This window comes from Lysobacter panacisoli, from assembly GCF_009765165.1.
Lineage (GTDB): Bacteria > Pseudomonadota > Gammaproteobacteria > Xanthomonadales > Xanthomonadaceae > Lysobacter_J > Lysobacter_J panacisoli.
Genome location: NZ_VLNU01000001.1, coordinates 2,717,456 through 2,740,848, shown reverse-complemented (window position 1 = coordinate 2,740,848; position 23,393 = coordinate 2,717,456). Strand labels below are relative to the sequence as shown.

The following is a 23,393-nucleotide window of genomic DNA, read 5'->3' as shown; positions in this document are numbered from 1 at the left end:
CCGCTGGAGTGTCCATGACCGCAGCCCGCCCCACCCGTTCCTTCGTCCGCCCCGTCCTGCTTCCGCTGGCGATCGCCGCGCTCGCCGCGACGTCCGCCTGCCAGCGCGATGCCGCGCCGCCCGCCGAAGTCGCGACCGACGCCGCGCCCGTCGCACAGTTCGACGCGCGCCTGAACCTGGTCAACAACAACGGACAGGTGCGTTTCGACGGCACCGTCGACAGCACCACCACCCGCGATGCCATCGTCGCCGCGCTGACCCGCGCGTACGGCACCGAGCGCGTCTCCGGCCACGTCGCAGTCGATCGCGGCGCCCGCCCGGCACCGTGGCAGGCCGCGCTTCCGCAGTTCCTCGCCGCCTTCACGCAACCCGGCGCCGCCGTGTCGTTCGAAGGCCGCCGGATCGAGCTGAGCGGCCACGCCAGCGACGCAGACCGCAAGGCGCTGCTCGCGCGGGCGGAACTGCTGTATCCGGGCTATGCCTATGCCGGCCTGTTCAAGGGCATCGGCGACGACGCCGGCGACGGCGCCGATGCGGTCCTCGCCAACGTGAAGCCCGGCACGTCCGGCAATGCCCTGGTCGACGCCCTGAACGAGGCCGTGGCCGAAACCCCGATCCGCTTCGAACCCGGCAGCGCGCGCGTCTCGCCGGACAGCCTCGCCCTGCTCAGCAAGGCGGCGCAGGTGATCCAGGCCGCGGGCACGCAGACCCGGCTGGAAGTCGCCGGACCGACCGGCGAGGACCCGTCGCTGTCGCAGCAGCGCGCCGAGGCGATCAAGGTCCAGCTGATCATCAATGGCGTCAACCCTGCGCTGATCGAGACCGCGCGCCAGGCGGTCAACGGCGACGCCGCGCGGTTCAGGCTCCTGCCGTAACGCCATTCATCCGGTCCGCGGGGCGCTAGCCTGCGCCCCGCGCAACGCGGCCGCGCAAGGCGGTCCGCAACCCCGCCTCCGTCCCGTTCCGACGCGCCCCGCCGACCTTTGGTTCCGGCGATTTGCCCCCATCTCCGCCACTCGATACGCTCTTCTGTTCGCCCTCGCGCTCCGCGATGGCGCCCCCTCCCAGACAGGCAACCGATGGCGCTGGATTACATCCGCATCCGCGGCGCGCGGACGCACAACCTCAAGAACGTCGATCTCGACCTGCCGCGCGACAAGCTGATCGTGATTACGGGCCTGTCGGGCTCGGGCAAGTCCTCGCTCGCCTTCGACACCATCTACGCCGAAGGGCAGCGCCGCTACGTCGAGTCGCTGTCCGCGTACGCGCGGCAGTTCCTGTCGGTGATGGAGAAGCCGGACGTCGACCACATCGAGGGCCTGTCGCCGGCGATCTCGATCGAGCAGAAGTCGACCTCGCACAACCCGCGATCGACCGTCGGCACGATCACCGAGATCTACGACTACCTGCGCCTGCTGTACGCGCGCGTCGGCACGCCGCGCTGCCCGGACCACGGGTACCCGCTGGAAGCGCAGACGGTCAGCCAGATGGTCGACCAGGTCGTCGCGCTGGGCGCCACCGACGAAGGCCGCGAGCACCGCTACATGCTGCTGGCGCCGGTCGTCCGCGAACGCAAGGGCGAGCACGCACAGGTGTTCGAACAACTGCGCGCACAGGGCTATGTGCGTGTGCGCGTGGACGGCCAGCTGTACGAAATCGACGCGGTGCCGCCACTCGCGCTGCGCGTCAAGCACACAATCGAAGCGGTCGTGGACCGCTTCAAACCGCGCGAGGACATCAAGCAGCGCCTGGCGGAGTCGTTCGAGACTGCGCTCAAACTCGGCGACGGCATGGCCCAGGTCATGTCGCTGGACGATGCGGAGGCCGCACCGTTGCTGTTCTCCTCCAAGTACAGCTGCCCGGTCTGCGACTACTCGCTTCCGGAACTCGAACCGCGCCTGTTCTCGTTCAATTCGCCCATCGGCGCATGCCCGACCTGCGACGGCCTGGGCGTGGCGCAGTTCTTCGATCCGGGCCGCGTGGTCGTGCATCCGGAGCTGTCGCTTTCCGCCGGCGCGGTGCGCGGCTGGGATCGCCGCAACGCGTACTACTTCCAATTGATCCAGTCGCTGGCCAAGCACTACAAGTTCGACGTCGATGCGCCGTGGCAGTCGCTGCCGGCGAACGTGCGCGATGCGGTGCTGTTCGGCAGCGGCGATGAGCTGATCACGTTCACCTACCTCACCGAAAGCGGCGGGCGCAGCCAGCGCAAGCACCGTTTCGAAGGCATCGTGCCGAACCTCGAACGCCGTTACCGCGAGACCGAATCGGCCGCGGTGCGCGAGGAACTGGCCAAGTACATCAGCGAGCGCGCGTGCACCGACTGCGGCGGCGCGCGCCTCAACCGCGCCGCGCGCAGCGTGTTCGTCGCGGACCGTCCGCTGCCGCAGATCGTCGTGCTGCCGGTCGACGAGGCGCTCGCGTTCTTCAAGGCGCTCAACCTGCCCGGCTGGCGCGGCGAGATCGCGACCAAGATCGTCAAGGAAATCACCGACCGCCTGCGTTTCCTCGTGGATGTCGGCCTCGACTACCTCACCCTGGAACGCAAGGCCGACTCGCTGTCCGGCGGCGAGGCGCAGCGTATCCGCCTGGCTTCGCAGATCGGCGCGGGCCTGGTCGGCGTGATGTACGTGCTCGACGAGCCCTCCATCGGCCTGCACCAGCGCGACAACGAACGCCTGCTGGGCACGCTCACGCGCCTGCGCGACCTGGGCAACACGGTCATCGTCGTCGAACACGACGAGGATGCGATCCGCCTCGCCGACTACATCGTCGACATCGGCCCGGGCGCGGGCGTGCATGGCGGCGAAGTGATCGCGCACGGCCAGCTCGACGACGTGCTCAAGGCGCCGCGCTCGCTCACCGGCCAGTACCTGAGCGGCAAGAAGCGCATCGAGATCCCGTCCAAGCGCCACAAGCCGGATGCGAAGACGACCTTCCACCTGCGCGGCGCGACCGGCAACAACCTCAAGGACGTCGACCTGGCGATCCCGAGCGGCCTGTTCACTGCGATCACCGGCGTGTCGGGTTCGGGCAAGTCGACGCTGATCAACGACACGCTGTTCGCGATCGCGGCCAACGAGCTCAACGGCGCTTCGCACACGCCGGCGCCGCACCGCGAGTACGAGAACATCGAGCTGTGGGACAAGGTCGTCGACATCGACCAGTCGCCGATCGGTCGCACGCCGCGTTCGAACCCGGCGACATACACCGGCCTGTTCACGCCGCTGCGCGAGCTGTTCGCGCAGGTGCCGGAAGCGCGATCGCGCGGCTATTCGCCGGGCCGTTTCAGCTTCAACGTGCGCGGCGGACGTTGCGAGGCGTGCCAGGGCGATGGCCTGATCAAGGTCGAGATGCACTTCCTGCCGGACGTGTACGTGCCCTGCGACGTCTGCGGCGGCAAGCGCTACAACCGCGAGACGCTGGAGATCCTCTACAAGGGCTACAACATCAACGACGTGCTGGAGATGACCGTCGAGGATGCGCTGTCGCTGTTCGAGAACATCCCGGCGATCTCGCGCAAGCTGGAAACGCTGATGGACGTCGGCCTGAGCTACATCAAGCTCGGCCAGAGCGCGACCACGCTGTCCGGCGGCGAAGCGCAGCGCGTGAAGCTGTCCAAGGAACTCTCGCGCCGCGACACCGGGCGCACGCTGTATATCCTGGACGAGCCGACCACCGGCCTGCACTTCCACGACATCGAACACCTGCTCGCCGTGCTGCATCGCCTGCGCGACGACGGCAACACCGTGGTGGTGATCGAGCACAACCTGGATGTCATCAAGACGGCCGACTGGGTCATCGACCTGGGCCCGGAAGGCGGCCATCGTGGCGGCACCATCCTCGCCTGCGGCACGCCGGAGGAAATCGCCGCGCTGACGCACTCGCACACCGGCCGCTTCCTCGCGCCGCTGCTCGGCACGCCGGTCGCGACGCCGGCGCGCAAGGGCAAGGTCCCGGCGACCAAGACCGCCAGCAAGACGACCAGCAAGAAGAAGTCCGCCGCATGAGCGACACCGCAGCACCGAAGGCACGCAAGACCCCGGTACGCAGGCGCAAGCCCGCGACGAAGCAGGACGCACCGGCGCAGGCGGCAGCCACTATCGAGACAGGTTCGCCCGTCGCGCTGATCCGAGTGCCGCTGTCCGTGCGCTGGCGCGACCTCGACGCGTTCAACCACGTCAACAACTCGAAGTACCTCAGCTATCTCGAGGAAGCGCGCCTGCGCTGGATGTTGAGCGTGCCCGGACAGGGCCTCGACGACGATGTCGCGCCGGTGGTCGCGGCGGCCAACCTCAACTATCGCCGACCGATCGAATGGCCGGCAGAAGTCGAGATCGAGCTGTTCGTCGAACGCCTCGGCAACACCAGCGTGACCATCGGCCATCGCATCGTCGATGCGAAGGACGCGGACGTGCTGTTCTGCGACGGCAACGTGGTGATGGTGTGGATCGACCGGGTCAACGGCCGCGCCGCGCAATTGCCGGAAGCCGTACGCAGCGCCTGCACCTGACGCATCGCGACCGCACAAACGAAAAGAGCGACGCCTGAAGCGTCGCTCTTTTTTTGTGGGTCTTTCGCGTGCGGCCTGGACGCTTACTCGCCGGCCTTGCGCACCACGAACTCGCCCAGTGCGGTGCCGCCGTCCTTGAGCTTGAACTGGATGGCGACCTTGCTGCCGGACTGCAGCGCGGAATGAGGCTGCATCAGCATCAGGTGCAGACCACCGGGCTTGAGCGTGGCGCTCTGGCCCGGCGCGATACGCAGTTCCGGCATGGCGCGCATGCGGCTCACGCCGTCGACGATGCGCGTTTCATGCACCGACACGTCGCCGAACGCCGGGCTGCTCGCGCCGACGATGGTGACGGGCGTGCCGCAGGGATTCTCGATGCGGCCGAAGCCGGCCATCATCGGCATGCTGCCGGGCGGCATGCGTACCCAGCCTTCGCGCACCTGCGGCCTGCACTCGCCGGCCAGCGCCACGGACGATGCGGCCATCAGCGCGATGGCAAGGCCCACTCGGATGCGTTGGATGTTCATGGGCCTATGATAACGCCCGACACCGTGCGGATCGCCGAACGCCAGCCGACCGGCGCCACGCGCCTCACCATTCCTACAGGACCGACGCCATGAGCCTTGTCGAAACCCACGCCGCCGACGGCATCGTCGAACTGAAGCTGGCGCGCGCGCCGGTCAACGCGCTCAATCCGGCGCTGTGCGGCGACCTGCGCACGGCGCTCGCGGCCGCGATCGCGGGCGGCGCGCAGGGCATCGTGCTCAGTGGCGGCACCAAGGTGTTCTCGGCCGGACTGGACGTGCCCTACCTGGTCTCGCTCGGCGACGACCGCGCCGCGCTGATGGCCGCATGGGAAGCGTTCTTCAACGCCGCACTCGCGATCGCCGAATCGCCGGTGCCGGTGGTGGCCGCGATCGGCGGCCATGCGCCCGCCGGCGGCTGCGTGCTTGCGCTGTGCTGCGATTACCGCGTGATGGCGCGCAGCGAGGATCCGGCCAAGCCGTACCGCATCGGCCTCAACGAAACCCAGGTCGGACTGGTCGTGCCGATCGGCATCCTGCGCCTGATGCAGCGCGTGGTCGGCGTGTACCGCGCCGAACGGCTGGTCGTCGCGGGCGACATGGTCGAAGCCGAACGCGCCGAGCGCATCGGCCTGGTCGACGAACTGGTCGACGCCGAACACGTCAGCGCGCGCGCACGCGAATGGCTGTCGCAGTTGCTGCGCCTGCCACAGCCGGTGATGCGCCAGACGCGCGCGATCGCGCGCGCCGACGTGATCGCGGCGATGCAGCCGGAACAGATCCAGCTGCCACGTTTCATCGATGCGTGGAGCGATCCGTCCACGCAGGCGGCCCTGCAGGCGCTGTTGGCGCGGCTGGGCAAGTAAGCCGCGCCGTCGCGATCACAGCATCCAGATCTCGACACGCTCATTACGGTAGCGCGCTCCCGCCGCACCCGTCGGCGCGAGCGGCACCTGCGAACCCATGCCGCGCGCGTGCATGACCGGCAGGCCGCGCGCCATCAACTCGTGCGCGACGAGGTCGGCGCGGTCGTTGCTCATCATCGTCGCAGCGACCGAACTGCCCGCGGCGACGTCGGCGAAGCCGACCACCAGCAACCGCCGGCCGCGGTTCACCGGCAGGCGCATGAACGCTTCGAGGCGATCGAGATCGCGCACCGCGCGGCTGTCGTACACGCTGCTGGCGACGCCACTGTCGTTGTTGCTGTTGAAGTTGAAGCGCAGGCTCAGCGGCAGGCGCGATGCGTTGGCCACCAGCTCGCGGTATTCGCGCGGACCGAGCACGCTCGACGGCGCATAGCCGGGACGCAGCGTCACCGCGGCGTGTCCCGCCTGCGTGACAGCGTCCTGTCCGCGCTGGCCCATCGCGTACAGCGCGAAGCTGCGGCTCAGCGCGCCCATCATCTGGCTGCCGTACATCGTGAAGCGGCGTGCCAGCGGATAGTCCTCGCTCTGCACGGCCAAACGTGTCGGCGCAACCGCACGACCGCCGTCGGCGAGCGCGAGCGGACGCACGTTCGCGCCCCAGGGCTGGCGCAGCGTGACGAAGCCGATGCCACCCGGATCGTTCGCGATCGCGCGCACCAGCGAAGTCCCATCGGGATGCATCTGCGCGATCGCGTGCGGCGTGCCCTGCATGACGCGTTCGTCGATCATGTCGCGCGCCGAATTCGGACCGGCCACCGCGTGCAGGTGCACCGCGCCGCGCCCTCCGACCTCGCGCCAGTCGCGCACCTGTCCCGACAACACGCGACGCAGCTGGCGCAGGTCCATGCGCGCGAGCGGGTTCTCGCGATTCACCACCACCGCCACGCCGTCGAGCGCGAGCACGAACTCCTGGTCGTGCGAGGCCAGGTCGCCGAGCTGCCAGCCGGCGTCGAGTTCGGCCGCATCCGGCCTGCGCGTCATCATCGCGATGTGCGCGTTGCCGTCGACGAGATCCTGGAATCCCTGCGCGGAACTGTTGCCGACGATCTCCACGATCAGCGGCTGGCCGTCGCGGCTGGCGTGGATCTCCGTGGTCGAAGGTCCGGCCTGCACCCGGCGGATGCCTTCGTAGCCGATGTCCTTGAGCCAGGACTCCGCGACGGCGGGCACCAGCCGTGCCGCCATCGTCTGCGAACCGTGGATGCGGACGCGCTCGGCGTCCACTTGTGCTTTCGCCTGCGTGCACGCGAGCAACAGGCCAAATGACAGGATGAAACCAACGACGCGTGACATCGCGCACGCCCCCTATGCGAAATGGCGCAAGGATCGGGGTCGTGGATGACGGAATGGTTACGGTCGGCGCGGCTTTGTCATCTGGCGTCGCAGCCGGCCGATGCGGCACATCAGTCGCCGCGGACGATGGGTCTCGACGGGTCGTCGATCCAGCCGCTCCACGACCCGGTGAACAGTCGTGCGCCGTCCACGCCGGCGTGTTCCAGCGCGAGCAGCAGGTGGCAGGCGGTCACGCCGGAGCCGCACATCGCCACGACGTCGCCGCCCGCGTGGCCCTGGATCAGCGGGGCGAACTCGTCCGCCAACTCGCCGGCCGGACGGAACACGCCGTCGCGCATGCTCGACGCATACGGACGATTGCGCGCGCCGGGCACGTGCCCGGCGACGCGGTCGATCGGTTCGATGTCGCCACGGAAGCGTTCGGCCGCACGCGCATCGAGCAGCACGCCACCCGCCGCGACATGCGCCTGCACCTGGCGCGCATCGAGCAGGCGATGCGCGTCGAACGTCGCCGGGTACGACGGCGCGGGCACGGCGACGGGATCGTTCGCATCGAGCGGCAGGCCGAGCGCCTGCCAGCGCTGCAGGCCGCCATCGAGCACCGCGACGCGGGTATGGCCCAGCGTGCGCAGCATGTACCACAGGCGCGCGGCGGCGAGTGCGCCATCGGCGGCGTCGTAGACGACCACCTGATGCTGTGGCGTCACGCCCCAGCGTCCGAGCGCCGCGGTGAAGTCCTCCGCGTCCGGCCACGGATGGCGCCCGGCATGCGCCTTGCGATGGTCCGACAGTTCACGATCCAGGTGCGCGTAGAACGCACCGGGGATGTGCGCCTTGCGCCATGCCGCCTCGCCCGCTTCGGGCTCGGCAAGGCTGTGGCGCGTGTCGAACACGACCAGATCGTCGCGACCGAGCGCGCCGGCGAGTTCCTCCGCCAACACCAGCGTGGTCCAGGACTTGGTATCGCTCATCGGATCGCCTCCAGGCGCTGGCGCAGGTTGAACAGCATCGAGGCGGTCGCGCCCCAGATGCGTTGCGCGGGGTATCGGAACTCGAACACTTCGCGCGGGCGTCCGCGGAAGTCGAGCGTGTGCGTGGCCAGGTTGGCCGGATCGAGCAGGAACGACAGCGGCACTTCGAACACATCCGCGACTTCGTTCGGATCGGGATGCGCGACGTAGTCGACCTCGAGCAGTGCGACCACGGGCTGCACGCGATAACCGGTGATCGTCGCGAGCGGATCGAGGAAGCCGAGCGGCTGGATCTGGCGCAGGCCCAGTCCGATCTCCTCGTGGGTTTCGCGCAATGCGGCGGCGACCGCGTCGATGTCGTCGAGTTCGATGCGCCCGCCGGGGAAACTCACCTGCCCCGCGTGCTGGCGCAGCGCGTCGGTGCGGCGCGTGAGCAGCACCTGCGTGCCCTGCGCGCGCGGCACCAGCGGCACCAGCACCGCGGCCGGCACGGATGCGGCGACGTCGGGGACCAGGTCATGCAGTTCGGCGAGGTTCCACCCGGGCCCCTGCGGCGGCGTGGCCAGCGGATACAGCGCATCCTCCAGGCCGGGGCAATCGCGCAACGCAGGCCGGGCGAGCGGCGGGTTCACCGCAGTTGCGACTCGCGTTCGGGCAGGACGGTTTCCATCATGCGCAGACGCTCGTCGTCGTTCATCTGCGGCCAGCGTGCGATCTCGGCGCCGGTGCGGTAGCAGCCGCGGCACAGGCCGTTGTCGTCCAGAGCGCAAACGCCGATGCAGGGACTGAGCACGGCGCGAAAGAAGGTGTTCATCGAAGCACAACCGTAAAGCGGGCCTGCAGGGGTTTCAACCGACCGCTGCGCGTTCTGCGTGGCGGTCGCGCAAAAAGATCGAGCCGGCAGGGCCGGCTCGACGGTGTTGCATTCGCGGTGATGACGCTTGCGAAACCGCTCGCGCGATGCGCGAGCGATTCGCAGATCACTTCACGCTGACGAGCTTGACTTCGAACTGCACGGCGACGTTCGGCGGGAACGGCGTGCGCGGGTCGGCACCGTAGGCCTTGTCCGGCGGCAGGGTGACTTCCCACTTCGAACCGGCCTGCATCTGCAGCAGCGCTTCGCGCATCGCCGGCATTTCGATCTCGCTGACCTTGATGGCCTGGATGTTCTGCGCCGGACGCGCCTGCGCCGGACGCTCACCCCAGCCGTACGGACCGGCGACTTCCAGCGCAACCGTGCTGGCCTGCGTCGGCTTGGCGCCGGTGCCCTTCTCGATCTCGCGGTACTGGACGCCGCTGGGCAGCGACTTCACGCCGGCCTTGGCCTTGTTGGCAGCCAGGAACTGGTCGCTCTTGGTCTTGTTCTCGGCGGCGGCCTTGTCCCACGCGGCCTTGGCCTTCGCCTGCTGGCGCTGCTGCATGTTCTGCACGGCAGTACGCAGCTGGTCGACCGGCACGGTCGGCGCCTTCTTGCCGTAGCCGTCCTGCAGGCCCTTGATGATGGTGTTCACATCGACCTGCTCGCCGCTCTCCACGGCGTTGCGGCCCAGGTCGTAGCCGAGGGCGTAGCTGAGCTTGCCCTTCTCGGTCGAAGTGTCCTGCGCGACGGCGTTGCCGGCGGTCAGAGCCAGGGCCGCGACGGCGGCAGCGATCAAACGCAACTTCATTCGGTGGAATCTCCGTGATGGATCGGGGCGGGACTACCGCTCCTTAGGTAAAGCCCGCACCGGTCGAATGGACCCGGATGGACGCGCTAGGATAACGGTGCCGGTGCCTGATCGCCACTGAACGCCGTTCACGCTCAGACACCCTGTCCGCACCGAAGTTCCGTGGCCCGGACCCACCCTTTTTCTACCCTCAACCCCCTTCCCGGATCGCCCGCCCATGTCCGAAACGCCCGTCCTGACCGCCGACCGCGGCGCGGTCCGCCTGATCACCGTGAACCGGCCCGACAAGCTGAATGCGCTCAACGCGGCGACCCTGGACGCGCTGCTGGTGGCTTTCGAGGCGGCCGCCGCCGATCCGGCGGTGCGCTGCGTGGTCCTGACCGGTGCCGGACCGAAGGCATTCGTCGCCGGCGCCGACATCGCGGAGATGAACGGACTGACACCGGTGCAGGGTCGCGACTTCTCGCTGCGCGGCCAGAAGCTGATGCGTCGCGTCGAGAAGATGCCCAAGCCCGTGATCGGCATGATCAACGGCTTCGCCCTCGGCGGCGGCCTGGAACTGGCGATGGGCTGCCACCTGCGCATCGCCGCCGATACCGCGAAGGTCGGCCAGCCGGAAATCAACCTCGGCCTCATCCCCGGCTTCGGCGGCACCCAGCGCCTGCTGCGCCTGGCCGGCCGCGCCGCGACGATGGAGCTGTGCCTGGTCGGTTCGCCGATCGACGCCGCGCGTGCGCGCGAACTCGGCGTCGTCAATCGCGTCGTGCCGGCGGCCGAACTGGAAGCGGAAACGATGAAGCTCGCCGAGCAACTGGCGAATTCCGCGCCGCTCGCGCTGCGCGGCATCCTCGATTGCGTCAACGTCGGCGGCGAGTGCGGCATCGAGGAAGGACTGGAGTACGAGACCGCGCAGTTCGGCCTGATGTTCTCCACCGACGACATGCGCGAAGGCACCGGCGCGTTCCTCGAACGCCGCAAGCCGCAGTTCACCGGCGCCTGATCCCGCAACACCGCATGAGCGCGCCTGTCGTGACCACGCCCTGCCCGCGTTGCGCATGCAACGCGGATGCGCCCGTGCATGTCGTCGTCGGCGCGTTGATGCGCGACGACATCGATGCGGCGATCGAACGCGGCCTGTTCGATGCACACGAATGCGCGCAGTGCACGGACGAATGCCGCGCCTTCGTGCATGCCGCGCGCGACCAGCGCCAGCGCGCGCTCGACGCACGCGAACGCTACCGCCATCGCAATGCGCGACTGCAACGTCGTGCGGAGGAACGCTCCGCACAACGCGCCGCGCCGGTCGCACCGGCAGCCGCCTCCGCGAGCGTTCCCGCTACACCGGCCTTGCCTTCGGCCGCTGCGGCCGCCCTCGCCCGTGCACGCGCGAAAGCGGCCGAACGACACAAGCCATGACCGCCACGACGAAGAAGAAGACCGCGGCCAAGCGCACGCGTCGCAACGCGCGCCTGACGCCCGCCGAGGTCGAGACGATGTTCGCGCGGCTCAAGGCGCTCAATCCAAAGCCGGTCACCGAACTGGAATACCGCACGCCGTACGAACTGCTCGTCGCAGTGACGCTGTCCGCGCAGGCGACCGACGTCGGCGTCAACAAGGCCACGCGCAAACTCTTTCCCGTCGCCAACACGCCACAGGCGATCGCCAAACTCGGCGTGGAGGGACTCAAGCCCTACATCTCGACGATCGGCCTGTACAACACCAAGGCCGCCAACGTGGTGGCGATGGCGCAACAGCTGATCGAACATCACGGCGGCGAGGTCCCGCGCGACCGCGAAGCGCTCGAAGCCCTCCCCGGCGTCGGCCGCAAGACCGCCAACGTGGTCCTCAACACCGCCTTCGGCGAACCGACGATGGCGGTGGACACGCATATCTTCCGTGTCGCCAACCGGACCGGACTGGCCCCGGGCAAGACGGTGCGGGCGGTCGAGGACGAACTGCTGCGGGTGGTTCCACCGGCCTACCTGCACGACGCCCACCACTGGCTGATCCTGCACGGCCGCTACGTGTGCAAGGCGCGCAAGCCCGATTGCCCCCACTGCGTGCTGCGCGACCTGTGCCGTTTTCCCGACAAGACGCCCGGCGAACCCGAACCCGTCGCCATGTGACCGTTCGTCGGAGCAGCGTCACGTTTGCGTCATCGGGCAGAAATAAGTCAGCGCTGTCACATTTACGCAACCTTCACACCATAGCCTGCGCAGCGTCTTCTCACTGCCTCAGGGCTATGTCCATGAAACTGTCCCGCAGCACCCTTTCCGTCGCGCTGCTCGCCGCTCTCGTCGCGCCCGCCGCGCATGCCGAAATCGCCCTCGATGTGATCGGCAACTCCGAGGTTTCGTTCGAAGGCCTGGTCCAGGCCGACTACAACTACTTCGACAGCGACTTCGCCAACCTCAACTCCGATCTGCCGGACGGCCAGGACAGCGACAACGAGCTGCGCCGCGCCGAGCTGGTGCTGAAGGGCAAGGGCCCGGGCAACATCGACTGGGTCGTCGGTTACGACGCCAAGGCCGACAAGTGGCTGGACGTCAACGCCAAGTACAAGCTGGGCGGCGATGCGAACCACTACTTCCAGCTGGGCCAGTTCAAGCAGCCCAACAGCCTGGAAGAGCTGTCGTCGACCAAGAACAACGACTTCATCTCCAAGGCCGCCGTCACCAACACCTACGGCGTGGCACGTCGCCTCGGCGCGGCCTACCACTACGGCACCAACGACTGGGGCCTGACCGCCAGCTACTTCACCCATGAGCTGACCGAGCATCCGGCTCCGACGCCGCACGGCCCGGGCTTCGGTGTGCGCGGCAACTGGGCGCCGATCAACGACAAGGGCAGCATCCTGCACTTCGGCCTGTCGTACATGGACTTCGACACCTTCCAGGACACGGTGCGCGTGCGCGCCCGTCCGCAGGCCGACCTGGCCGGCCAGCGCATCGTCGATGCCGGCAACATGACCAACGTCGATCGCCAGCAGACCATCGGCGGCGAAGTGATGTGGGTCACCGGTCCGTTCAAGCTGCAGGGCGAGTACATGCAGAACTCGCTCGACCGCTATAACAACGGCAACCCGCGCCAGTCGAAGGACTTCGACAGCAGCGCCTGGTACGTCAGCGGCCTGTGGAACATCACCGGCGAGACCTGGGGCTACAAGGACGGCGTGCCGACCACCCCGCTCCCCGACCAGCCCGCCAGCGGCCTGTGGCAGGTCGGTGCGCGCTTCGACTCGATCGACCTGGACGACGGCACCGTCATCCCGGGCGCGACCCCGATCGCCGCTTCGGCCGTGGACGGTGCGCTTGGCGGCCAGATGGATGCATGGACGGTGGGCGTGAACTGGTACTGGCGCTCGAACTTCAAGTTCATGCTGAACTACGTGATGGTCGACAGCTCGCGCTACTTCGTGCGCACCCCGGCCGCGCCGTACGCGGACAACCCGGCCAACAACAACGTGCTGGTCAACCGCAAGGTCGACGACAACCCGAACATCATCGAAGCCCGCGTCCAGCTGTACTGGTAATCGCGACGCTGCATCCGCTTCCTCCCCCCTCGGGCGCGACCACCAGGTCGCGCCCATTTTTTTACCTGCCGCCCGTCCGAAGCCCTGCGCCGTAACACCGCTGTCATGTATCCGTCCCGGCGCTGTCATCCAACGGTTATCAAATGCCCGGCGTACGGGCCAGGCCCGTCGTCACTCCAGGAGAGCAACGTGTTCAAGTCCATCCAGTTCCGCCTCGCCACGATCGCGCTGGCCGGCGCCTTCGCGGTCAACGCGCAGGCCGCCGACGTCACCGGCGCCGGCGCGTCGTTCGTCTATCCCGTGATGTCGAAGTGGTCGGCCGATTACGCCAAGGCCAACGGCAAGAAGGTCAACTACCAGTCGATCGGTTCCGGCGGCGGCATCGCCCAGATCAAGGCCGCGACGGTGGACTTCGGTTCGTCCGACGCCCCGCTGAAGCCGGAAGAGCTGGCCCAGCACGGCCTGGCCCAGTTCCCGTCGGTGATCGGCGGCGTGGTGCCGGTCGTCAACGTGCCGGGCGTGGCCTCGGGCGCGCTGAAGCTGGACGGCGACACGCTCGCCAACATCTTCCTCGGCAAGATCAAGATGTGGAACGACCCGGCGATCGTCGCCCTCAACGGCGGCGTGAAGCTGCCGGAGCGCAAGATCACCGTCGTGCACCGTTCGGACGGTTCGGGCACCACCTTCAACTTCGTCAACTACCTCTCGAAGGTCAGCCCGGAGTGGAAGACCAAGGTCGGTGAAGGCACCGCCGTGAAGTGGCCGGTCGGCATCGGTGGCAAGGGCAACGAAGGCGTCGCCGCGTACGTCAAGCAGATCGTCGGCGGCATCGGCTACGTCGAGCTGTCCTACGCGCTGCAGAACAAGATGGCCTACTCGCGCCTGAAGAACGCCGCCGGCAACTTCGTGCTGCCGTCCGACGAGAGCTTCTCGGCCGCCGCCGCCAGCGCCGACTGGGCCAACGCCAAGGACTTCTACCTGGTGATGACCAACGCTCCGGGTGCGAATTCGTGGCCGATCACCGCCACCAACTTCATCCTGATGTACAAGCAGCCCAAGGACGCCACCGGCGCCAAGAACGCCAAGGACTTCTTCCGCTGGGTCTACACCAACGGCGACACGCAGGCCAAGGCGCTGGACTACGTCCCGCTGCCGGACGCGCTGGTGCAGCAGATCGAGACCTACTGGTCGGCGAACATGAAGTACTGATCCCTCCGCGGATCGCGTCTTACGAAAGGCGGGCCTCCGGGCCCGCCTTTTTCGTTTGGGCGCGCCGTTCGCCGGGCTCGGAACGCCACCCGTCACGCCTGCGGCCCGACGCGTCGGGCGCAACGCTCGGAGCCTCGGGCTCGGGGACTCCGGACGCGGCATCGGAAGCCCGGAGCACCGCGCGCGTAGGCCGGATCGCCGAGCCATGTGCTCGGCGTGTCGAGTTCCGGTGCTCCGGGCACCGGGCCCGCAGCGCGGAGCGCGGGGCACGACGTCCGAAGCGTCGAGCATGGAACCCGGAGCGCCGGGCTCATTGCTCGGCTCACCGGGCTTAGAGCTCGGAACGCCGAGTCCAGGCGCCCGGAATGTCGAGCTGGACACGCCAAAGACCGGGCTCGGTATACGGATCGCCGGGCTCCGGGCCCGGAGCATCGAGCGTGGCGCCCGGATTCCCGCCCCGTAGCCCAGGTAAGGCCGCAGGCCGCACCCGGGAACAGCGGCGGCGGCTCCCGGGTGCGCTTCGCTTACCCGGGCTACGAGGCCTTCGCATCATAACTGGGCGCGCGGAAGAGCCCCGCACGTCGATAGCTACAGAAATGTGACGGCCAGATGTCATTGGGCTGTAACAAAAAGATCATCAAATGGCGCAGCCCGGGCCGCGAGCCTGGATCCCCACACACGTCTCCCACCGGAGTTGCGCATGAACCCGACGGCCCGTATCGCCGCCCTCGCCTTCGCCATCGCCTTGAGTGTCGCCGCCTGCAAGCCTGCAGGCGAAAACGCACAGGCGCCCGCAGGCGACACCGCGTCCACCGCTGCCGCTCCGGCCGGCGACAAGGTCGCCGCGCAGATCACCGGCGCCGGCGCGACGTTCATCTATCCGCTGATCTCGAAGTGGTCGGACGACTACAACAAGGCCACCGGCGCCAAGGTCAACTACCAGTCGATCGGTTCCGGCGGCGGCATCGCGCAGATCAAGGCCGGCACGGTCGACTTCGGTTCCTCCGACAAGCCGCTGCCGTCCGACGAGCTGGCGAGCGCGGGCCTGGGCCAGTTCCCGTCCGCGATCGGCGGCGTGGTGCCGGTGATCAACGTGGAAGGCATCGAGGCGGGCAAGCTGCGCCTCACCGGTCCGCTGCTGGCCGACATCTTCATGGGCAAGGTCACCACCTGGAACGACGCCGCCATCGCCGCGGTGAATCCGGGCGTGGCGCTGCCGTCGACCAAGATCAACATCGTGCATCGCTCCGACGGTTCGGGCACGACGTTCAACTTCACCAACTACCTGTCCAAGGTCAGCGCCGACTGGAAGGCGAAGGTCGGCGAAGGCACGTCGGTGCAGTGGCCGGGCGGCGTCGGCGGCAAGGGCAACGAAGGCGTGGCTTCGTACGTGAAGCAGATCAAGGGTTCGGTCGGTTACGTCGAACTGGCCTACGCGCTGCAGAACAAGATGGCCTACGCATCGCTGCAGAACGCCGCGGGCAACTGGGTGCAGCCCAACGCGCAGAGCTTCCAGGCCGCCGCCGCGGGCGCCGACTGGGCCAGCGCGAAGGACTTCAACCTGGTGATCACCAATGCGGCCGGTGCCGACGCATGGCCGATCACCGCCACCAACTTCATCCTGATGTACAAGCAGCCCAAGGATGCCAAGCGCAGTGCCGACACGCGCGCCTTCTTCAAGTGGGCGTTCGAGAACGGCCAGGCGCAGGCGCAGGGACTGGACTACGTGCCGCTGCCGCCGGCGCTGGTGCAGCAGGTCGAGGCGTACTGGGCGGCGGAGTTCAAGTGAGGCACTGGTGCGCTCGCGCAACGCGCGAGCGCCTTTGCCAGTGCGTCATCCCCGCGAAGGCGGGGATCCAGGTATCCGATCCGATTCCGCCTTCCGTAGTGCGCGATGAGCCCGACTGTTGGATTCCCGCCTTCGCGGGATGACGACACGAAGCGGAAAGGACGACAGGTTGCAATGAACACGACCGAGCCCGGCCACAAGACTTCCAACGAATGAACGCCACCACCCTCCCCGCAACGGCCCAAGGCGACGCGCGCGACATCAAGGACGCGCGCAACGACCGGACGTTCCGTCTGATCCTCACCGGCACGGTGGTGTTCGTGCTGATCGCGCTGGCCGGCGCCGCGCTGTCGATGCTGTGGGGCGGCCGCCACGTGCTCGCCACCTCCGGCCTGGATTTCTTCATCAGCGCCGAGTGGAACCCCGTCGAGGACAAGTACGGCGCGCTGGTGCCGATCTACGGCACCGTGGTCACCGCGCTGGTGGCGATGCTGATCGCGGTTCCGGTCAGCTTCGGCATCGCGTTCTTCCTGACCGAGGTCGCGCCGCGCTGGGCGCGTGGCCCGATCGGCACGGCGATCGAACTGCTCGCCGGCATCCCGTCGATCATCTACGGCATGTGGGGCCTGTTCGTGCTCGTGCCGGTGATGACCGAATACGTGACGCCGTGGCTCAACGACAACCTCGGCACGTGGCCGGTGATCGGCGCGCTGTTCCAGGGACCGCCGCTGGGCATCGGCATGCTCACCGCCGGCATCGTGCTGGCGATCATGGTGATCCCCTTCATTTCCTCGGTGATGCGCGAGGTGTTCCTGACGGTGCCCACGCGCCTGAAGGAGTCGGCCTACGCGCTGGGTTCGACCAAGTGGGAAGTGAGCTGGGACATCGTGCTGCCCTACACCCGCTCGGCGGTGATCGGCGGCATCTTCCTCGGCCTGGGCCGCGCGCTCGGCGAAACGATGGCGGTGGCTTTCGTCATCGGCAACAGCGTCAACTTCTCGCCGTCGCTGCTGGAGCCGGGCACCACCATCGCCGCGCTGATCGCCAACGACTTCGGCGAAGCGACCGAAACCTACCGCTCCGCGCTGCTGCTGCTCGGCTTCGTGCTGTTCATCGTGACCTTCGTGGTGCTGGCAGTCGCCCGCTTCATGCTGCTGCAGCTCTCGCGCAAGGAGGGCAACTGATGAGCGCGCCCACCGTCACCACCAAGACCGCGCACGAATTCAAGGTCGCCGACGCGCTGTATCGCCGTCGCCGCATCTTCAACGCGATCTCCATCCTGCTGGCCTGCGCCGCCGCGGTGTTCGGCCTGTTCTTCCTCGGCTGGATCCTGTGGACCCTGATCTCCAAGGGCATCGGCGGCATCAACCTGGCGCTGTTCACCCAGAACACGCCGCCGCCGATGCAGGAAGGCGGCCTGATGAACGCGTTCTTCGGCAGCGCCGTGATGTGCCTGATCGCGATCCTGATCGGCACTCCGCTCGGCATCGCCGCCGGCACGTGGCTGGCCGAATACGGCCACGCGCGCAAGATCGGCACCGTGGTGCGCTTCGTCAACGACATCCTGCTGTCGGCGCCGTCGATCGTGCTGGGCCTGTTCGTCTACACGCTGGTGGTGATGCAGAGCGGTGGCAACTTCTCCGCGCTCGCCGGTGCGATCGCGCTGGCCTTCATCGTGCTGCCGGTGGTGGTGCGTACCACCGACGAAATGCTGCGCCTGGTGCCGGCGCAGATGCGTGAAGCGGCGCTGTCGCTCGGCGTGCCGCAGTGGAAGGTGACCATGCAGGTGCTTTACCGCAGCGCGTCGGCCGGCATCGTGACCGGCGTGCTGCTCGCACTGGCACGCATCTCCGGTGAAACCGCACCGCTGCTGTTCACCGCCTTCGGCAACCAGTACTGGAGCACCAACGTGCTGCAGCCGATGGCGTCCGTGCCGGTGGTGATGAACCAGTTCGCCGGCAGTCCGTACGAATCGTGGCAGGTGCTGGCCTGGGCCGGCGCGCTGGTGCTCACCGTGTTCGTCCTCCTCATCAGCCTGGTGGCTCGCGCCATCGTGCTGCGCAACAGAATCAGCCATGACTGACCTCACGACCCCGAACTTCCCGCGGACCCCGGCCATGAACGACGCTCGCATCAGCCTTGCTACTCCGCAGCGCAGCGCCACGAGCGCGGTCGCGTCGCCGGTCAAGCTCGCCGCACGTGGCCTGGACTTCTATTACGACAAGTTCCATGCGCTCAAGGAAATCAACCTGGAGATCCCGGAGAAGCGCGTCACCGCGCTGATCGGCCCTTCCGGTTGCGGCAAGTCCACGCTGCTGCGCATCTTCAATCGCATCTACGCGCTGTACCCGAAGCTGGAAGCCCGCGGCGAGGTGCTGCTCGACGGCGAGAACATCCTCGACGCGCGCTATCCGATGAACCGCCTGCGCAGCAAGGTCGGCATGGTGTTCCAGAAGCCGGTGCCGTTCCCGATGACGATCTACGAGAACGTCGCCTACGGCATCCGCCACCACGAGAAGCTCTCGCGCAGCGAGATGGACTCCCGCGTGGAGCACGCGCTGCGCCAGGGCGCGCTGTGGGACGAAGTGAAGGACAAGCTGGGCCAGAGCGCGCTGGGCCTGTCCGGTGGCCAGCAGCAGCGCCTGTGCATCGCACGCGCGGTCGCGCTGCGCCCGGACGTGCTGCTGCTCGACGAGCCGACCTCGGCGCTGGACCCGATCTCCACCAGCCGCATCGAGCAGCTGGTCGAAGAGCTGAAGAAGGACTACACCATCGTCATCGTCACCCACAACATGCAGCAGGCGGCGCGCGTGTCCGACTTCACCGCCTTCATGTACCTGGGCGACCTGATCGAACACGGCACGACGGAGACGATCTTCTCGAATCCGACGAAGCAGCAGACCGAGGATTACATCACCGGTCGGTTTGGGTGAGGCAGGCCGCTCGCGCGGCACTGCCGCGCGGCCTGCCGAACGCCCGGCCACGGATGGCCGGGCCGGGCGGACCGGAGCCTGCAGCGTTGCGCCAGGGATGGCAACCAAGCGCTTGAAGAAGCACTAAGACGGACACCACACACATGAGCACCCAGATGCACGACCACATCGTCAAGAGCTACGACGACGAGCAGCGCCGACTGCTCAACGAAACCCTGCGCATGGGCGAGATGGCCGCATCGCAGCTGGAGGCCGCGCTCGACGTGGTCCAGCGCCGCGACGACAGGGCGGCCGAGCGCATCATCGCCAACGACGAGGCGATCGACGCGCTGGAACAGGAAGTCAGCCACGACGTGATGAAGCTGGCCCTGCGCGGGCCGATGGCGCGCGACCTGCGCGAAATCCTCGCCGCGATCCGCATCGCCTCGGACATCGAGCGCATCGGCGACTACGCCGCCAACGTGGCCAAGCGTTCCACCGCGCTCAACCTGTCGCCGCCGCTGCCGCACGTGAGCGGCCTGCACGCGATCGGCACGCTCGCGGTGCAACAGGTGCGCGACGTGCTCGTCGCCTACCGCGACAACAACGTCGAACTGGCCCAGCGCGTGCGCGCCCGCGACGCCGACCTGGACGTCGCCTACACCGCCCTGTTCCGCGAGCTGCTCACCTACATGATGGAAGACGCGCGCAGCATCACGCCGTGCACGCACCTGCTGTTCATGGCCAAGAACATCGAGCGCATCGGCGACCACGCGACCAACATCGCCGAGAACGTGTGGTTCCTGGTGCGCGGCGAGGAAGCCCTGCCGCCGCGCGAGAAGCGCGACGACAGCAGCACCACCGCGGCCCCCTGAGCCGTCTGAACGAAGTTTGAATCCGACGCGGGCGATGGCCCCGCGTCGGATCGCCGTACGTCGGTGCCACGACTCATGGCCTATGCGCCGGGCGGGCGCAACCGGCACAGTGGCGCGTCGGAGAGGACGCCCCCCATGAGCACGCAGCCCCCCAGCCGTGCATTCCAGCGCCACGCGCATTCCCTGACTTGCCGTGAACCACGCTGCCCACCGCGCGTGCTGCGTCGCATCATTCCACGCCTCGGCGTGCGCGCGATTCGTTCCATCGCAATGTTCACTGCGCGATAGCCTTTCCCCTGCCATCGTTCCCCGGCCCGGACCCGGGCCAATGTCCCGCGGGTTCCCCCGCATCGCGTCACAGGAGTTCAACGTCATGTCGAACAGCAACAGCAAGTCCCGCAAGTCCGTCGTACTCGTCGCCGGCGCCGCCCTGGCCGGTGGACTGGCCCTGTCGGGCTCGGCCTTCGCGATGACCGAGCTGGCGTCGGGCTACATGCTCAGCGCAGGTGACGGCGCCAAGGCCGGCGAAGGCAAGTGCGGCGTCGAGGTGATGGACACCGACAAGGACGGCCGCGTTTCGCAGGCCGAGTTCGGCGCCGCCCACAAGGGCGACACCAGCAAGTTCGCCGCGCACGACGCCAACAAGGACGGCTTCCTCAGCGCCGACGAGCTCAAGGCCAAGGGCGAAGGCAAGTGCGGCGCCGACAAGAAGAAGGCGGACGCCGAAGGCAAGTGCGGCGAAGGCAAGTGCGGCGGTTCGATGTAAGTCGCCGCAACGGCCCGCATCGAAGGACCGCATGAGCGCACCGCGCACGCTCCCTCCCGATGCCGCCGGCCTCGGCCTGCGGCGGACCCTGCTGGGTCCGCTGCAGGCGGCCGCGCCGGGCGATTTCGACTTCCTCGAATGCGCGCCGGAAAACTGGATCGGCGTCGGCGGCAAGCTCGGCGACGCGCTCGACGAACTCACTTCGCGCCATCCGCTGGCGTGCCACGGACTGTCGCTCTCGCTTGGCGGCTTCGCGCCGCTGGACGAGACCTTCCTGGTGCGCGTGCGCCGCTTCCTCGAACGCCACCGCGTCGCGCTGTATAGCGAACACCTGAGCTACTGCAGCGACGACGGCCACCTCTACGACCTGCTGCCGATTCCCTTCACCGAGGAAGCGGTGCATCACGTCGCCGCACGCATCCGCCAGACCCAGGACATCCTCGGCCGGCGCATCGCGGTGGAGAACGTCTCCTATTACGCGACGGTGCCGATCGATCGCGGACAGCAGGCACTCGACGAAGCGGCGTTCATCAACGCCGTGCTGGCCGAAGCCGACTGCGACCTGCTGCTCGACGTCAACAACGTCTACGTCAATGCGATCAACCACCGCTACGACCCGCACGCGTTCCTCGCGGCGATGCCGGTGGATCGCGTGGCGTACTTCCATGTCGCCGGCCACTACGACGAAGCCGAGGACCTCAAGGTCGACACGCACGGTGCGGCGGTGAAGGACGCGGTGTGGGACCTGCTCGGCGAGGCGTACGCACGCTTCGGTGCGCGGCCCACACTGTTGGAACGCGACTTCAACGTCCCGCCGTACGTCGAACTGCTGCGCGAACTCGACGTCGTGCGCCAGCGCATGCGCGACCACGCCGGTGCCGGGACGCTGCATGCACGCGCCTGAAGCCCCCGAACGCCTGCGCGCACAACAGCTCTCGCTGACGCGGCACCTGCGCGATCCCGCCCACGTCCCCGCACCGGAAGGCATCGAGTACCGTCGCCTGGCGGTATATCGCGATTTGTTGTTCAACAACGTCGAGAGCCTGCTCGCCGGAAATTTCCCGGTGATCCGCACGCTGCTCGACGACGAGCAGTGGCAGGCGCTGGTGCATGCGTTCTTCCGCGACCACCGCTGCCAGACACCGCTGTTCACCGAACTGGGGCGCGAATTCATCCGCTTCCTCGACACGATCGAACCGCTCGACCCGCCGTTCCTCGCCGAACTGGCGCACTACGAGTGGGTCGAACTGGCATTGCAGATCAGCGACGCCGCATTGCCCGCGCACGACGCCGACGGCGACCTGCTCGACGGTCGGCCGGTGCTGTCGCCGCTGGCGTGGCCGCTCGCCTACGCGTGGCCCGTGCACCGCATCGGGCCCGAACACCGCCCGGCGACGCCGCCGCCCACGCCGACGCTGCTGCTGGTGCGCCGCGACGACGACGGCACGGTGCGCTTCTCCGAACTCAGCCCGCTGGCGTTCCGCCTACTGCAGCGTATGGAAGAAGCGCCGCACCTCAGCGGACGCATGCAACTCGAAGCGCTTGCCCGCGAAGCCGGCAGCGACGATGTCGCCGCGTTCGTCGAGCACGGCCGCGCCCTGCTGCTGCAGATGCGCCAGGCGCGCGTGATTCCGGGCATCGCGACCGCGCCGGAATGAGCCGGGGTTACCGCTAGCACACGCCGTCGTACGTAACCGCGCGCACACTACTGCGCTCGCGCGCGAGGTCGTTCGTGACGCGTCTGTTACGCTAGGTCATGCCAAACGCAGATACCGCCGCAGCACCCTCCCCGCTCGCCACGCGATTCCGCGGCTTCCTGCCGGTCGTGGTGGACGTGGAAACCGGCGGCTTCGACTGGAACCGCCACGCACTGCTGGAAATCGCGGTGGCGCCGATCGACATCGACGAGAACGGCCTGCTGGTCGTCGGCCCCATCACCAGCAGCCATGTCGTTCCGGCGCAGGGACTGGAGATCGACCCCAAGTCGCTGGAAGTCACCGGCATCGACATCGATCATCCGTTCCGCGACGCCAAGCCCGAACGCGTCGCGCTGGAAGCGGTGTTCGCACCGGTGCGCGCGGCGGTGAAGAAGCACGGTTGCCAGCGCGCGATCCTGGTCGGCCACAACGCGCACTTCGACCTGAACTTCCTCAACGCGGCGATCGCACGCAGCGGCCACAAGCGCAGCCCGTTCCATCCATTCAGCGTGTTCGACACGGTCACGCTGGCCGGCGTCGCGTACGGGCAGACCGTGCTCGCGCGCGCGGTGCAGGCCGCCGGGCTGGACTGGAACAGCGACGAGCAGCATGCGGCCGTCTACGACACCGAGCGCACCGCGCAGCTGTTCTGCAAGATCGTCAACGCGTGGCCATCGCCGCTGCCGATCGCGGACGCCCAGGGAACGTGAGCGGACACG

At 68.0% G+C, this 23,393-nt stretch carries 22 protein-coding genes and 1 pseudogene; 18 read left to right on the top strand and 5 right to left on the bottom strand.

All coding sequences use genetic code 11. From position 1 onward, the window contains the following. Positions 1 to 14 precede the first annotated feature (14 nt). The 3 genes from FOF45_RS12740 to FOF45_RS12730 all read left to right on the top strand — a co-directional run bounded on the left by FOF45_RS12740 (position 15) and on the right by FOF45_RS12730 (position 4,513). A complete protein-coding gene (locus tag FOF45_RS12740) occupies positions 15 to 875 on the top strand; it encodes an OmpA family protein (RefSeq protein ID WP_158985439.1) in 861 nt (286 codons plus the stop codon). Between the two features lie 204 nt (positions 876 to 1,079). Then, positions 1,080 to 4,010: an excinuclease ABC subunit UvrA gene (uvrA, locus tag FOF45_RS12735; protein WP_158985437.1), complete on the top strand. Its 2,931-nt coding sequence runs from the start codon at positions 1,080 to 1,082 to the stop codon at positions 4,008 to 4,010. Continuing rightward, on the top strand, positions 4,007 to 4,513 hold the full coding sequence (locus tag FOF45_RS12730) for an acyl-CoA thioesterase (protein WP_158985435.1): 507 nt from the start codon (positions 4,007 to 4,009) through the stop codon (positions 4,511 to 4,513). The genes uvrA and FOF45_RS12730 overlap by 4 nt, the downstream gene beginning before the upstream one ends. 83 nt (positions 4,514 to 4,596) lie before the next feature. On the opposite strand, the gene FOF45_RS12725 is transcribed toward FOF45_RS12730, so the two are convergent. Next, a complete protein-coding gene (locus FOF45_RS12725; RefSeq protein WP_158985433.1) occupies positions 4,597 to 5,040 on the bottom strand; it encodes a copper chaperone PCu(A)C in 444 nt (147 codons plus the stop codon). 89 nt (positions 5,041 to 5,129) lie between these two features. Here FOF45_RS12725 and FOF45_RS12720 point away from each other — a divergent pair, with 89 nt between their 5' ends. After that, positions 5,130 to 5,903, top strand: coding sequence for an enoyl-CoA hydratase/isomerase family protein (locus FOF45_RS12720; RefSeq protein ID WP_158985431.1), 774 nt, complete (start codon positions 5,130 to 5,132; stop codon positions 5,901 to 5,903). 15 nt (positions 5,904 to 5,918) lie between these two features. Here FOF45_RS12720 and FOF45_RS12715 read toward each other — a convergent pair whose 3' ends face one another. The 4 genes and pseudogenes from FOF45_RS12715 to FOF45_RS12700 all read right to left on the bottom strand — a co-directional run bounded on the left by FOF45_RS12715 (position 5,919) and on the right by FOF45_RS12700 (position 9,894). Further along, positions 5,919 to 7,256 carry a substrate-binding domain-containing protein gene (locus FOF45_RS12715; protein ID WP_158985429.1) on the bottom strand — a complete coding sequence of 446 codons (1,338 nt, stop codon included), beginning with the start codon at positions 7,254 to 7,256 and terminating at the stop codon, positions 5,919 to 5,921. A gap of 110 nt (positions 7,257 to 7,366) precedes the next feature. Further along, the gene (locus tag FOF45_RS12710) at positions 7,367 to 8,227 is read right to left on the bottom strand and encodes a sulfurtransferase (protein ID WP_158985428.1); all 861 of its coding nucleotides are present in this window, start codon (positions 8,225 to 8,227) and stop codon (positions 7,367 to 7,369) included. After that, positions 8,224 to 9,041, bottom strand: a pseudogene (locus FOF45_RS12705) (CoA pyrophosphatase). Before FOF45_RS12705 ends, FOF45_RS12710 begins: the two are co-directional and overlap by 4 nt. A 166-nt stretch (positions 9,042 to 9,207) precedes the next feature. Next, positions 9,208 to 9,894: an FKBP-type peptidyl-prolyl cis-trans isomerase N-terminal domain-containing protein gene (locus FOF45_RS12700; RefSeq protein ID WP_158985426.1), complete on the bottom strand. Its 687-nt coding sequence runs from the start codon at positions 9,892 to 9,894 to the stop codon at positions 9,208 to 9,210. Positions 9,895 to 10,111: 217 nt separating this feature from the next. Between FOF45_RS12700 and FOF45_RS12695 the strand changes: the two genes are divergently transcribed. The 14 genes from FOF45_RS12695 to rnt all read left to right on the top strand — a co-directional run bounded on the left by FOF45_RS12695 (position 10,112) and on the right by rnt (position 23,384). Next, the gene (locus FOF45_RS12695; protein ID WP_158985424.1) at positions 10,112 to 10,894 is read left to right on the top strand and encodes an enoyl-CoA hydratase/isomerase family protein; all 783 of its coding nucleotides are present in this window, start codon (positions 10,112 to 10,114) and stop codon (positions 10,892 to 10,894) included. A gap of 14 nt (positions 10,895 to 10,908) precedes the next feature. Further along, positions 10,909 to 11,310 carry a hypothetical protein gene (locus FOF45_RS18485; protein ID WP_325063856.1) on the top strand — a complete coding sequence of 134 codons (402 nt, stop codon included), beginning with the start codon at positions 10,909 to 10,911 and terminating at the stop codon, positions 11,308 to 11,310. Positions 11,311 to 11,387: 77 nt separating this feature from the next. After that, positions 11,388 to 12,020, top strand: a complete 633-nt coding sequence (nth, locus tag FOF45_RS12685) for an endonuclease III (protein WP_233264229.1) — start codon at positions 11,388 to 11,390, stop codon at positions 12,018 to 12,020. 122 nt (positions 12,021 to 12,142) lie between these two features. Beyond that, on the top strand, positions 12,143 to 13,426 hold the full coding sequence (locus tag FOF45_RS12680) for an OprO/OprP family phosphate-selective porin (protein ID WP_158985420.1): 1,284 nt from the start codon (positions 12,143 to 12,145) through the stop codon (positions 13,424 to 13,426). 105 nt (positions 13,427 to 13,531) lie between these two features. Beyond that, the gene (gene pstS, locus FOF45_RS12675; RefSeq protein ID WP_158985418.1) at positions 13,532 to 14,635 is read left to right on the top strand and encodes a phosphate ABC transporter substrate-binding protein PstS; all 1,104 of its coding nucleotides are present in this window, start codon (positions 13,532 to 13,534) and stop codon (positions 14,633 to 14,635) included. A 700-nt stretch (positions 14,636 to 15,335) separates the two neighbouring features. After that, positions 15,336 to 16,424: a phosphate ABC transporter substrate-binding protein PstS gene (pstS, locus tag FOF45_RS12670; RefSeq protein ID WP_425481923.1), complete on the top strand. Its 1,089-nt coding sequence runs from the start codon at positions 15,336 to 15,338 to the stop codon at positions 16,422 to 16,424. Positions 16,425 to 16,636: 212 nt separating this feature from the next. Beyond that, complete coding sequence (pstC, locus tag FOF45_RS12665; RefSeq protein ID WP_158985414.1) at positions 16,637 to 17,608, top strand: phosphate ABC transporter permease subunit PstC; 972 nt, start codon at positions 16,637 to 16,639, stop codon at positions 17,606 to 17,608. Continuing rightward, complete coding sequence (pstA, locus tag FOF45_RS12660; protein ID WP_158985412.1) at positions 17,608 to 18,507, top strand: phosphate ABC transporter permease PstA; 900 nt, start codon at positions 17,608 to 17,610, stop codon at positions 18,505 to 18,507. The genes pstC and pstA overlap by 1 nt, the downstream gene beginning before the upstream one ends. Positions 18,508 to 18,541: 34 nt before the next feature. Continuing rightward, on the top strand, positions 18,542 to 19,357 hold the full coding sequence (gene pstB / locus FOF45_RS12655; RefSeq protein ID WP_233264141.1) for a phosphate ABC transporter ATP-binding protein PstB: 816 nt from the start codon (positions 18,542 to 18,544) through the stop codon (positions 19,355 to 19,357). 143 nt (positions 19,358 to 19,500) lie between these two features. Continuing rightward, on the top strand, positions 19,501 to 20,211 hold the full coding sequence (gene phoU, locus FOF45_RS12650) for a phosphate signaling complex protein PhoU (RefSeq protein ID WP_158985408.1): 711 nt from the start codon (positions 19,501 to 19,503) through the stop codon (positions 20,209 to 20,211). Between the two features lie 373 nt (positions 20,212 to 20,584). Continuing rightward, positions 20,585 to 20,977: an HvfA family oxazolone/thioamide-modified RiPP metallophore gene (locus FOF45_RS12645; RefSeq protein WP_158985407.1), complete on the top strand. Its 393-nt coding sequence runs from the start codon at positions 20,585 to 20,587 to the stop codon at positions 20,975 to 20,977. A gap of 31 nt (positions 20,978 to 21,008) precedes the next feature. Beyond that, positions 21,009 to 21,881: an HvfB family MNIO-type RiPP peptide maturase gene (locus FOF45_RS12640; protein WP_158985405.1), complete on the top strand. Its 873-nt coding sequence runs from the start codon at positions 21,009 to 21,011 to the stop codon at positions 21,879 to 21,881. Further along, complete coding sequence (locus FOF45_RS12635; RefSeq protein ID WP_158985403.1) at positions 21,868 to 22,635, top strand: HvfC family RiPP maturation protein; 768 nt, start codon at positions 21,868 to 21,870, stop codon at positions 22,633 to 22,635. Before FOF45_RS12640 ends, FOF45_RS12635 begins: the two co-directional genes overlap by 14 nt. A 98-nt stretch (positions 22,636 to 22,733) precedes the next feature. Beyond that, positions 22,734 to 23,384: a ribonuclease T gene (gene rnt, locus FOF45_RS12630; RefSeq protein ID WP_158985401.1), complete on the top strand. Its 651-nt coding sequence runs from the start codon at positions 22,734 to 22,736 to the stop codon at positions 23,382 to 23,384. Positions 23,385 to 23,393 lie beyond the last annotated feature (9 nt).

Coding starts and splice junctions, on each gene's coding strand:
- FOF45_RS12740 (WP_158985439.1), top strand. CDS start 15: ATGACCGCAGCCCGCCCCACCCGTTCCTTCGTCCGCCCCGTCCTGCTT.
- uvrA (WP_158985437.1), top strand. CDS start 1,080: ATGGCGCTGGATTACATCCGCATCCGCGGCGCGCGGACGCACAACCTC.
- FOF45_RS12730 (WP_158985435.1), top strand. CDS start 4,007: ATGAGCGACACCGCAGCACCGAAGGCACGCAAGACCCCGGTACGCAGG.
- FOF45_RS12725 (WP_158985433.1), bottom strand. CDS start 5,040: ATGAACATCCAACGCATCCGAGTGGGCCTTGCCATCGCGCTGATGGCC.
- FOF45_RS12720 (WP_158985431.1), top strand. CDS start 5,130: ATGAGCCTTGTCGAAACCCACGCCGCCGACGGCATCGTCGAACTGAAG.
- FOF45_RS12715 (WP_158985429.1), bottom strand. CDS start 7,256: ATGTCACGCGTCGTTGGTTTCATCCTGTCATTTGGCCTGTTGCTCGCG.
- FOF45_RS12710 (WP_158985428.1), bottom strand. CDS start 8,227: ATGAGCGATACCAAGTCCTGGACCACGCTGGTGTTGGCGGAGGAACTC.
- FOF45_RS12700 (WP_158985426.1), bottom strand. CDS start 9,894: ATGAAGTTGCGTTTGATCGCTGCCGCCGTCGCGGCCCTGGCTCTGACC.
- FOF45_RS12695 (WP_158985424.1), top strand. CDS start 10,112: ATGTCCGAAACGCCCGTCCTGACCGCCGACCGCGGCGCGGTCCGCCTG.
- FOF45_RS18485 (WP_325063856.1), top strand. CDS start 10,909: ATGAGCGCGCCTGTCGTGACCACGCCCTGCCCGCGTTGCGCATGCAAC.
- nth (WP_233264229.1), top strand. CDS start 11,388: ATGTTCGCGCGGCTCAAGGCGCTCAATCCAAAGCCGGTCACCGAACTG.
- FOF45_RS12680 (WP_158985420.1), top strand. CDS start 12,143: ATGAAACTGTCCCGCAGCACCCTTTCCGTCGCGCTGCTCGCCGCTCTC.
- pstS (WP_158985418.1), top strand. CDS start 13,532: ATGTATCCGTCCCGGCGCTGTCATCCAACGGTTATCAAATGCCCGGCG.
- pstS (WP_425481923.1), top strand. CDS start 15,336: ATGAACCCGACGGCCCGTATCGCCGCCCTCGCCTTCGCCATCGCCTTG.
- pstC (WP_158985414.1), top strand. CDS start 16,637: ATGAACGCCACCACCCTCCCCGCAACGGCCCAAGGCGACGCGCGCGAC.
- pstA (WP_158985412.1), top strand. CDS start 17,608: ATGAGCGCGCCCACCGTCACCACCAAGACCGCGCACGAATTCAAGGTC.
- pstB (WP_233264141.1), top strand. CDS start 18,542: ATGAACGACGCTCGCATCAGCCTTGCTACTCCGCAGCGCAGCGCCACG.
- phoU (WP_158985408.1), top strand. CDS start 19,501: ATGAGCACCCAGATGCACGACCACATCGTCAAGAGCTACGACGACGAG.
- FOF45_RS12645 (WP_158985407.1), top strand. CDS start 20,585: ATGTCGAACAGCAACAGCAAGTCCCGCAAGTCCGTCGTACTCGTCGCC.
- FOF45_RS12640 (WP_158985405.1), top strand. CDS start 21,009: ATGAGCGCACCGCGCACGCTCCCTCCCGATGCCGCCGGCCTCGGCCTG.
- FOF45_RS12635 (WP_158985403.1), top strand. CDS start 21,868: ATGCACGCGCCTGAAGCCCCCGAACGCCTGCGCGCACAACAGCTCTCG.
- rnt (WP_158985401.1), top strand. CDS start 22,734: ATGCCAAACGCAGATACCGCCGCAGCACCCTCCCCGCTCGCCACGCGA.